The 8,862-nt window shown below is 38.0% G+C and carries 11 protein-coding genes; 7 read left to right on the top strand and 4 right to left on the bottom strand.

From position 1 onward, the window contains the following. The first annotated feature begins 130 nt into the window (after positions 1 to 130). The 3 genes from JWG40_RS02530 to JWG40_RS02540 are packed head-to-tail and all read left to right on the top strand — an operon-like array spanning position 131 to position 2,720. A complete protein-coding gene (locus JWG40_RS02530) occupies positions 131 to 541 on the top strand; it encodes a DUF2452 domain-containing protein (protein ID WP_205284284.1) in 411 nt (136 codons plus the stop codon). Between the two features lie 18 nt (positions 542 to 559). Next, positions 560 to 1,270 carry a VanW family protein gene (locus tag JWG40_RS02535; protein ID WP_205284315.1) on the top strand — a complete coding sequence of 237 codons (711 nt, stop codon included), beginning with the start codon at positions 560 to 562 and terminating at the stop codon, positions 1,268 to 1,270. After that, complete coding sequence (locus tag JWG40_RS02540; RefSeq protein WP_205284285.1) at positions 1,227 to 2,720, top strand: hypothetical protein; 1,494 nt, start codon at positions 1,227 to 1,229, stop codon at positions 2,718 to 2,720. The genes JWG40_RS02535 and JWG40_RS02540 overlap by 44 nt, the downstream gene beginning before the upstream one ends. Here the strand turns inward: JWG40_RS02540 and JWG40_RS02545 are convergent. Further along, on the bottom strand, positions 2,695 to 3,453 hold the full coding sequence (locus JWG40_RS02545) for an SH3 domain-containing protein (protein WP_205284286.1): 759 nt from the start codon (positions 3,451 to 3,453) through the stop codon (positions 2,695 to 2,697). The two genes, JWG40_RS02540 and JWG40_RS02545, sit on opposite strands and share 26 nt — an antisense overlap. A 103-nt stretch (positions 3,454 to 3,556) precedes the next feature. Further along, positions 3,557 to 3,958, bottom strand: coding sequence for a YidB family protein (locus JWG40_RS02550; protein WP_205284287.1), 402 nt, complete (start codon positions 3,956 to 3,958; stop codon positions 3,557 to 3,559). Between the two features lie 193 nt (positions 3,959 to 4,151). On the opposite strand from JWG40_RS02550, the gene JWG40_RS02555 reads away from it, so the two are divergent. The 4 genes from JWG40_RS02555 to JWG40_RS02570 all read left to right on the top strand — a co-directional run bounded on the left by JWG40_RS02555 (position 4,152) and on the right by JWG40_RS02570 (position 7,790). Next, entirely contained in the window at positions 4,152 to 5,159 is a 1,008-nt protein-coding gene (locus JWG40_RS02555; RefSeq protein WP_205284288.1) for a hypothetical protein, read from the top strand. A 67-nt stretch (positions 5,160 to 5,226) separates the two neighbouring features. Beyond that, on the top strand, positions 5,227 to 5,487 hold the full coding sequence (locus JWG40_RS02560; protein ID WP_205284289.1) for a hypothetical protein: 261 nt from the start codon (positions 5,227 to 5,229) through the stop codon (positions 5,485 to 5,487). Then, entirely contained in the window at positions 5,477 to 5,749 is a 273-nt protein-coding gene (locus JWG40_RS02565; RefSeq protein WP_205284290.1) for a dihydrofolate reductase family protein, read from the top strand. Before JWG40_RS02560 ends, JWG40_RS02565 begins: the two co-directional genes overlap by 11 nt. 277 nt (positions 5,750 to 6,026) lie before the next feature. Beyond that, a complete protein-coding gene (locus JWG40_RS02570; protein ID WP_332470259.1) occupies positions 6,027 to 7,790 on the top strand; it encodes an FG-GAP repeat protein in 1,764 nt (587 codons plus the stop codon). 167 nt (positions 7,791 to 7,957) lie between these two features. On the opposite strand, the gene JWG40_RS02575 is transcribed toward JWG40_RS02570, so the two are convergent. Beyond that, positions 7,958 to 8,437, bottom strand: coding sequence for a VOC family protein (locus JWG40_RS02575; protein WP_205284292.1), 480 nt, complete (start codon positions 8,435 to 8,437; stop codon positions 7,958 to 7,960). Between the two features lie 72 nt (positions 8,438 to 8,509). Beyond that, entirely contained in the window at positions 8,510 to 8,839 is a 330-nt protein-coding gene (locus JWG40_RS02580; RefSeq protein ID WP_205284293.1) for a helix-turn-helix domain-containing protein, read from the bottom strand. Between the last annotated feature and the right edge of the window lie 23 nt (positions 8,840 to 8,862).

Here is an 8,862-nt window from a genome sequence, read left to right on the forward strand (position 1 = left end):
GATCGTCAAAAAACCTTGGCCTTCGGCTTTCCTAAAGAAATTTAGGAAAGCCTTTTTCTAATCTATCCTACACCACAATTAGAGAAATTATTTGCAAATTTAAGAAAAGAGCGATTGTCTAATCCCTAGAATGGAAACGCAAGGAATTCCCCACCATAGTCTTACTTATGGAACAAGCAGACTAGCGCCAGCGATCAGTCTTGTGGATCGCGCCAAAGAAATTGAGTTGGCAGAAGAATCCGTTCAACTCCATGTCCACGGAAAATTGGAAGTCATTGCCAATCAAATCCGACGTTTGAAAGAGGAAGCAGAACTAATATTAAAACGTGCAGAAAAGGATATTGAACTTCATAAAGCACGGTGCCAATTTGAAAAAAAACCAGGGCAAACCATTCACCTATATGAAAAAGAAAGTGGATTCTACTTTTCCTTACTTTCTCCGAAAGACTGGGGAGATCATCCTCCTCACTTTTACAAAGGTTCTTATACCATGAACCCTGATCGAAGTTTCACCGAAGTTTTTCTTGATTCCAAGGAATAACACCTAACTTTGAGTTTACTGATTCCAGGCCTAAAGTTAAAAATAAAAGCCACCAAAAGATTATTAGGTGCTATTCTCAGAGGACAATACTTACGATTTGGATTAACTTTAGTAAAGAAACCAGATGGGGATTGGCTGGAAGAAACGGCGATTACCTTACCCGTTTTCGACTCACCTCTCAAGGAAGGAAAACTCCATAACCTTCGAATTGCCATTGAACGAATGAATAATCGTGTTTTACTTCCTGGTAAAATTTTTTCTTTTTGGTATGAAATTGGTGAACCTACCATTGGAAAAGGTTATAAAGAAGGAAGAGTGATTCGCAATGGGACTCTGAGTTCCGAAATTGCTGGTGGACTTTGCCAATTGGCCGGAATCATTTATTATCTTTCCTTGGAACTTGGTCTCCGGATCCTTGAACGTTTCCCCCACTCTCGTGATTTGTATACGGAGAAAACAAGATTCACACCACTAGGTACTGATGCATCGATTGTTTATCCCACAAAGGATTTACGAATCCAAAATACATTCCCCTTTCCATTACTTTTCCATTGGGAACTCACAGATTCAAAACTTACCTTTTGTATTCGAACCAAAGAACCTTTAAAACGAAATAAATTGAATTTCCAACAAACGACAAAAAATGGATTTTCGAATGTGAAAGTCTTCTTAGAATCAGAGGAAGATGGCAATTCCCTCTTATGTTCTTCCGATGATTATCTATTGTAAAAAGAGAGGAATCGTTCTCGGAATTTTTCTCCTCATTGTTTGTTTACAATCGGTAGTTCAATTTAGTTCAAATTTTGCCTATGGTGCGGATGGCTATTATTACGCCGCACAAGTAAATTCTTATCTCACCAAAGGACGATTCTTTAGCCCAGATTCTTCTCCCATTTTGTATGGACTTGTCTATTTTTCCAAACTAGGAACGAGTATAGTTGCCACGAATAAAATTTTTGTCTCGTTCATCGTTGGTATATTATTCCTTTCGGGTTATAGGCTAGCAGTCCTTGTAACAAAAAAAGTTTCTACTTCGATCCTATTTGGAATCCTCCTTGTTTCATCTTCATTTTTGCCTCATTTTAGTTTTAACTTTATCAAAAACTTGGGTGGGATTCTATTTTTTATTTTATTTCTTACAGAACTTTGGATTTTGGAGCAAAACAAGAAGAAAGGGAAACTAACAATTTATATTCGGTTGGGTTTTAGTTTTTTACTGGTTTTTTTCAGTCACAAACTCACGGCAGGAATTTCCTTTTGTTTTCTACTGGCCTGGGTTTGGAAACAAATTCCAATTTCTAAATTCTTTCGTTTTTGTATCCTAGTGGGATTACCATTTGTCCTTATGGGATTGGCTCTTGTTTTTCCTAACCTTCTGCACTGGAATGATTTAAAAACCATTGTATTAGAAGATTTAAAATTTCAATGGCTATCTCCTTTTTACCAATATGCGAAAATTTTTCCGGAATTTATTTTTGAACAAATCCTATTTTTTGTCTCACCCTTTGTTTATTTGCTGACACGTTCCCAACTAGACCAAAAATCCAAGTCTTTCTACGATCAATTATTTGTTCTATTCTTTTTACTCTCACTTCCTATCTTTAGTTATACGGCATTTAGTTTTCCGTTTCGATTGTTTCTACTTGTTTTTATTCCGGGAAGTATTCTCTTACTCCCCGCACTTACCAAAATCAAATCAATAGTTTGGATAATCTTTCTGTGTGTTTTCCTAATTCTGTATCAATGGTTTGCAATGATTCGTGAAAAAGACTTCAATAACCAAGACTATAAACTCTACTCGATTTTAATTCCTCTGTTTCAATTTCCGAAGGATAGTTTGATTATTGTTCACCAAGGGTTTGATTATTTTATCTGTTACAATAAAGCAGGAGACGCATTTCACTTTTTGCCGGAAGAGAAACATAAAAAGCGACCAATTTATCGGATTGCGTATGGAGTGTCCGCCGCAGAATATAAAAAACACCTACCAAAAGAGGTAAAGATCCAATATTTGCCCGGATTTTATTCTGTTTTGGAAGAAGGGAAATGGCAGGAGTTTCTAAAAGCACTTCCTGCCGAATCAAAGGATCGTATTTTGGATTGGAGGAATCCGCATACTTATAGAACCAATACGATGTTACGAAATGAATCTTTTAAGGTGTCGAGTAAGAAGATTTAGTATAGGCAAATTCACTTGCACAAGCGACATCTTTTTCTTTCTTTTCTCGAAATAACAGAAGTTTGTCGTTACAAATATAAAAGTAAACATCTTCTTTTCCAGTAACAGGATAGGTGCTAAGAGAAACCAAATGGGTATCTGAATCCGAATATCCAAAGTATGCATTGTTGTAAGCTGTTCTTTCTTCTTCCGTTTGCGGATATTGGATAAAAATAGATGGGCGAACCATTCTTGATTTTGTATCCAGAACTAAATGGTCCGAGTAAACATCAAACACACCCTCTAACTTTTCACTGATTCCCGAATACTGATTGAATTCTCTGTAAACAAAACTCTCTCCATCAAACTCGATAGTATTTGTACATTCCATACGATCAGGAAGTTTGCAAAAAACAAAATTTCCTTGAACGGCGGCAATCATGACCTCCCGAGATTCTACTTTGGTCATCGAAAGATAACCGCCGAACACCCAACCAGTGATTTCTTTGGATTGAACCCGATACCAATATGCAGAAAGACCGTCGATTTCCATATCCTTCTCTGATCTCTCCAAAACTTTCACTTCATCGCCGAGTTTTAGCTTTCCTACTTTCTCGCCATCTAAGGTAGGAGTTTTTCTCGCGTTAAGGATAGTGGCGGAAATAAAAGCATTTTTACCCAACTCTATCGTTGGTGTTTTTTTACACTGAAAGAAAACAAAGGGGATAAGGATGACCAAGATCAGTTTCTTCATGAGGGAAAGATTGATTTTGGGGAGAAATTTTGGCAAGAATAATTGCAAAGTGCAGAAAAAGAAATACCACCTAATTTAATATAGGTGGTTCGGTAAAAAAATACTATTTGATAAACAGAGAGGCCAAAGAAGAAAGTTGGGAAGTGATATCACCACCTGGTTCTTTTCCGTCTGGTGAAAGATTATCGATCACTACTGGCAATAAATTTCCAATGAGACCAGCAGTCGCTTCTGAATCCAATCCTACCTTTTTTGCCAACTCTTGAATGGATTCATTTCCGAGGACTTTCATCACATCATTGGCACCAATGTTTACATTCTCTCCTGTTCCGATCCAAGAAGAGGCAGCATCTGCAAATCCTTTATCCTTAAACTTTTGCACAATTCCAGAAACCCCGCCATTCTCCTCTACGATCTTTTGGATCCCAGAAACGACTTGTGGATTGTTTTGTACGAGCTCAACGGCCTGAGCTGCAACGGCTTTCAAACTTTCAAAAAAACTCATGCAGAGGAGGTTACTTAAAGATTCCGAAAAGGAAAGAAATTTTTTGAATTCTATTTTTTATTTACCAAATTTTGATTCAAGATTGTCCTAAAAAATCCAAGATATTTCCCAGAGGAATAGAGGACAGAAATCGTTGTTATGCGAAATTTTAATAGACTGAATTTAGTTTAGAGAATAGAGTTTTAAAAACTCTATGTCAGGCATAAAAACTAAACTACTACTTTCGTTAGTAATGATTAGCTTAAACCATTGTATTCTCACTTGGGGTAATCTTCAAATGATGAAAAGTAAAGATGCTTCTATTGAAATAGCTCCCAAAAATGTGATGGGGATTACTGTATCAGAAAACAAGATTTTTGCAAAAGTTAAATTTTTAGAGACATCTACGGATGATACGGATCGTTATTTTGATAGAAAACATGAACTTTGTTTTCTCCTACCGGAGAAACAAAAAACTTATCCGTATCAATTGTCTGTTCCAGATGCCGTTCCTTGTCCCGATCCTTTTCCAGGTAACCACTTCCAATCTTTAGAAAAAACGCATGCCTTACTCTTTGTCAAAGATTCTTTAATTTTAAAATCTCCTGATAATTATGATATATTCTGCGAGTGTAAAAACTTCCCGTTAGAGAAAGAAATCAAAAATATATTAGTGGGTAAGGGAATTTTCGAAGGTATCTTTTTCGTTCAATTCCAGGATGGAACCGCATATAAATTTTATTCACAAACACATTATAGTTTTTGGGAAAGAAAGGAAGAGAAAAAGGAGGGAATCTTTTCCCAAATAGAAATAGAAGAATACCTAAATTCTACCTCATGTAAACATTTTAAACAAGGTCTCTGCGGAAAGGAATATAACAACCCGGATTTGGGTGACAAAGTAGCGGATTATTTTCCCTCACAAAACATCGTCCAAGTGGATCCAGACATGGGACTTCTTTCAGTTATGTATACGGACTCTCAATTTTATATTGCAAAAGTAAAAGGAAGGAGTGATATCACAGGAAAGTATTATTCCTTTTCGAGAAAAAATTCTCCACTCAAACATTCCATTTCTTATATTGAAATCATACCAGATGCCAAACCTTACAAATCCAGAACCAAATACGAAAGAGTTCTATTCATTCCGGTTTTCTTAGTTGGCGACATTCTCACGTCGCCATTTCAACTCATTTACATTCTTATCGCATTAAGCCGATGATCAAAAAAAAGGTAGGTACATATGAAAAACCAAGGAACACTTTCAACATTCTTATTTTTGTCACTCGATGGATTCTACAAAGGAGAAAGCGAAGATATCTCCTGACATTCCCATAGTTCCTAAATTCTCGAAAGAAAACCTAAACTCAGGAAACACATTGGTGTTTGGGAAACGAACCTTTCAAACGATGGAATCTTTTTGGACAAGTAAAGATGCTTTCCAACTCTATCTCGTTGTCGCCAAACCAACAAAAAACGCTTATAAGTTAGTCCTTTCGCATTCGAAACTCAAGTACCACTTGGAACCATACGGAAGCCTTGGAACCTAACTGGCTAGAACACATAAAGCGGTTAAAAGAAGAAGGAATCAGTATGACAATTTTAGGAAGTGGAGAGGTTGTCAGACAATGGTGTGAGTTAGAGTTAATCGACCATTATTCTCTGATGATTGACCCAATTGCTATAGGAAAAGGAGAATCTTTGTTTGCGGGCTTAAAATCGGCCCAATCCTTAAAACTCGAATCGACGAAAACATTTACCTATGGATCGGTGCTCCTCAGTTACAAAAAACAAAAAACACCCTTTGTATAAATTTTAAGCATTTCCAAAAATCCTCGGAAACAATTAAATACACGGCCAATACAAAACGGGTAAATCTTCCCTTCCTCTGTTTTTATTTTCCCACTAGAATAATTTATTGCGTTCCCATCCCAAAGACCTAACATCAATCCAATGTTAGCCTTCCCCAACCATGGTAAATAAAACATTCATTCAATCTTTGAACCTTCGACTTCTACCACTGCTTTTATCTTTAGGACTCGGGGGATGTTGGGCCAATCCCTTCACCCACCCACCAATTGAATGTTTGATGAAGTTATCCAACTTTCTTTGCTCTGACAAAGATGTTTTAAAACGATGGTCACCTGCTTATTACCTACTCTTACTACCCGAATCTACTGTTACGATTTCCAATCTCACCAACCACTCCATAGTCGAAACGGGATTTGTTGTGGGAACCGTCCCCCAAGGTCCAACCTTCGTCAATGTAGGAATCGATGACGCACCACCCACCCAAGTGCCCGTGATTGATGGAACTTGGCGCTATGCCCTACCCGCCAAAGCGATCACAGGTACCTTTTGGACTTATGGAAGCCTTCATACCATCTACGCCCACTTACCTTATGAAAAATCCAATACCATCCAAGTGCGAATGGGAACCAATCATGATACCGATGGGGACGGATATCCTGATTTGATAGTTTCGGCATCGGAAAGTCTTTCATTTCAGGGGTATGCTTATATTTATCGAACAAATTCTGTAACCAAACAACTTCCAACTACTCCGAATACAACACTTACTGATGGTGCATTGTCTAACACATATTTTGGTTCAAAAATTAGTTCTGGTGACTACAATGGAGATGGATATGCAGATGTATTAGTCGGAGCGCAAGCTTACGGATTGTTTCCGGGAAGAGTTTACCTTTTTTTAAGCCGAGGCCAATCTGGCATAACTTCACAAAATTTGAATTCTGGAGGAGTGGCAGATGCTATCTTCTCTGGAGTAGCCGGTTCAGGAAGACTCGGTAGTTTTATCGTTAGTGCCGATGCCAACAATGATGGATATGATGACGCAATTTTTACATCACCCTGGAATCGAGGTGCCTACATATTCCACAGCCTGGGCGCCAATGGATTTACCTCGCAAAACACAACTTCAGCAAACTTCACTTATATTTCCGCTGTCTCAGATAATTTTGGAAGCCATACGGTCGCAGGGGATGTCAATGGTGATGGTTACCAAGATTTAGTTATTGGTGCACCTTACTATTCTTCAAGGTTAGGTCGAATTTATTTGTTCCTTTCCAATTTTGGAACCTTACCGAATACTCCTCAACAATATTTAATTAATCCACTCGAATCATCCAATTGTCCCGGTGTTAATGGGTGTCAATTTGGAAGTAATTTTGTTTTGGACTATTTTAATTCTGACAAATGCATCGATCTTGCCGTTGGTTCTTATGCCTATAATTCCAACCAAGGTATTGTTCACGTTTTTCATTCCACATGTGATCCAACAAATCCTTTTGGAAATCCACCAAACGTTTCTCTTATCGGGCCACCTACAACCAGTTGTAACGGAAACCTATGTAATTTTGGGGGAACTTTAGCTTCTGGAGATACGAATGGAGATGGATTGCCTGACCTATTGATTGGAGCCCCCGGCGCGAGTGCCGGGATTGGAGACGTATACTTAGTGTTAAACGATCCAATTACAGGTTTTCGGAATATGAACCTGAGTGCTGGCGGATCTGCCGATAGCCTCTTTTCCGGTTCCGTATCTGTTGGTAATTTTTCCATGGGACTTCAGTTCCAAGATACCAATGCAGATGGGCTTCAGGATATCGTGATCTCCGAACCGACAACCGCTAATCGGGTCTATACCTTCCATAGTGTGAGAGGTAGCGTACCCGCAAGCCAAAACTTAAATGGAAGCGGAGTGGCTAGCCAAACTCTTTCTCCGCCGGCAGGTACATTTATGGGTAATTCCATTGCATATTGGAATACCAAAGTAAAAAGTTATTTTTGGGCATTGGTAGTGAAAACAAAAGAGTATATTGATATGATATAACAAATGTTGGTTTGTATAGTTCCCCTGGCCGCCTCGCAACCATTTGGTGGTTTTGAATTTGAATCAATTCAGCGACCGCGCTTTTCGTTCCAATCTTTTGCTTCGCAAAAGGATTTCCACTGCAATCGCTGGCGGAAGAAATCTTCATCCCCGAACAAATCATAAATTTAATTTTGAGAATGCATACCCAATTTATTTCCTTCCGTATCCAAAAACAAAGCATAAAAACCCATCTCTGGACTAATTTGAGTTTTCGGTAATATGATCTTCCCACCGCTCTTTTCTACTTTGTCCAAGGTTATTTGTAAATCATTTCCGACATTTAGATATACCAAAGCACCATTGTTAGTTGGAACGTAATCATTCCCTTTTATCAGCACAACGTTAACTGAACCATTACCGGCTGGTAGCACACCCATTTCCGTATCTTCCATTGTCATCTTTTCGATGGTAACACCAAGGATTGTTTGATAAAACACAACGGCTCTTGCTAAATTTGTAACAGGAATTTCTACTATCGAAATCATATTCTTCACACCTTTTTTACTCTCAACTTCAGTCGCCCCATTAAAGCTATTTCCATTCTTACAAGTGGCAAAACTAAAACCTAATAACACCACGATGATAATAAACATTGATCGATTCATTCTTTACTTACCTCTCCTAATCCACTCATTCTACGATACAAAATCATACAAAAATTGTAAAATTGCGACAACTCATTCTTTTTCGTAAAAAAGAGAAGAGAGGAACATTCCATCATCATTAAAAAAATGTTTTGGACTGACCCCTGTAAACTCTCGGAAGTCCTTAATGAAATGTGCCTGATCAAAATAATCACTCTCATAAGCAATTTGGGTCAAATTTGGAAGTTGTCGATTCAGAACCAATTTCAAAGCCGCTTGCATACGGATAATTTTGCCTAGTTTTTTGGGAGAAAGCCCTATTTGTTTTAGAAATTTTCTTTCCAACTGTCTTCTTTTGGTTCCATCGTATGTGCTAGTATAGTATTCACCTGACAGTTTCGTAAAGAAGCAGTGGTCACACATCCTCTAATTAGAAAAATGATTTT

This window comes from Leptospira abararensis, assembly GCF_016918735.1.
GTDB classification, from domain to species: domain Bacteria; phylum Spirochaetota; class Leptospiria; order Leptospirales; family Leptospiraceae; genus Leptospira_A; species Leptospira_A abararensis.

Excerpts from the sequence above, each read along its gene's own strand:
- JWG40_RS02530 (WP_205284284.1), top strand. The coding sequence starts at position 131 with ATGGAAACGCAAGGAATTCCCCACCATAGTCTTACTTATGGAACAAGC.
- JWG40_RS02540 (WP_205284285.1), top strand. The coding sequence starts at position 1,227 with ATGGCAATTCCCTCTTATGTTCTTCCGATGATTATCTATTGTAAAAAG.
- JWG40_RS02545 (WP_205284286.1), bottom strand. The coding sequence starts at position 3,453 with ATGAAGAAACTGATCTTGGTCATCCTTATCCCCTTTGTTTTCTTTCAG.
- JWG40_RS02550 (WP_205284287.1), bottom strand. The coding sequence starts at position 3,958 with ATGAGTTTTTTTGAAAGTTTGAAAGCCGTTGCAGCTCAGGCCGTTGAG.
- JWG40_RS02555 (WP_205284288.1), top strand. The coding sequence starts at position 4,152 with ATGTCAGGCATAAAAACTAAACTACTACTTTCGTTAGTAATGATTAGC.
- JWG40_RS02560 (WP_205284289.1), top strand. The coding sequence starts at position 5,227 with ATGGATTCTACAAAGGAGAAAGCGAAGATATCTCCTGACATTCCCATA.
- JWG40_RS02570 (WP_332470259.1), top strand. The coding sequence starts at position 6,027 with ATGAAGTTATCCAACTTTCTTTGCTCTGACAAAGATGTTTTAAAACGA.
- JWG40_RS02575 (WP_205284292.1), bottom strand. The coding sequence starts at position 8,437 with ATGAATCGATCAATGTTTATTATCATCGTGGTGTTATTAGGTTTTAGT.
- JWG40_RS02580 (WP_205284293.1), bottom strand. The coding sequence starts at position 8,839 with ATGTGTGACCACTGCTTCTTTACGAAACTGTCAGGTGAATACTATACT.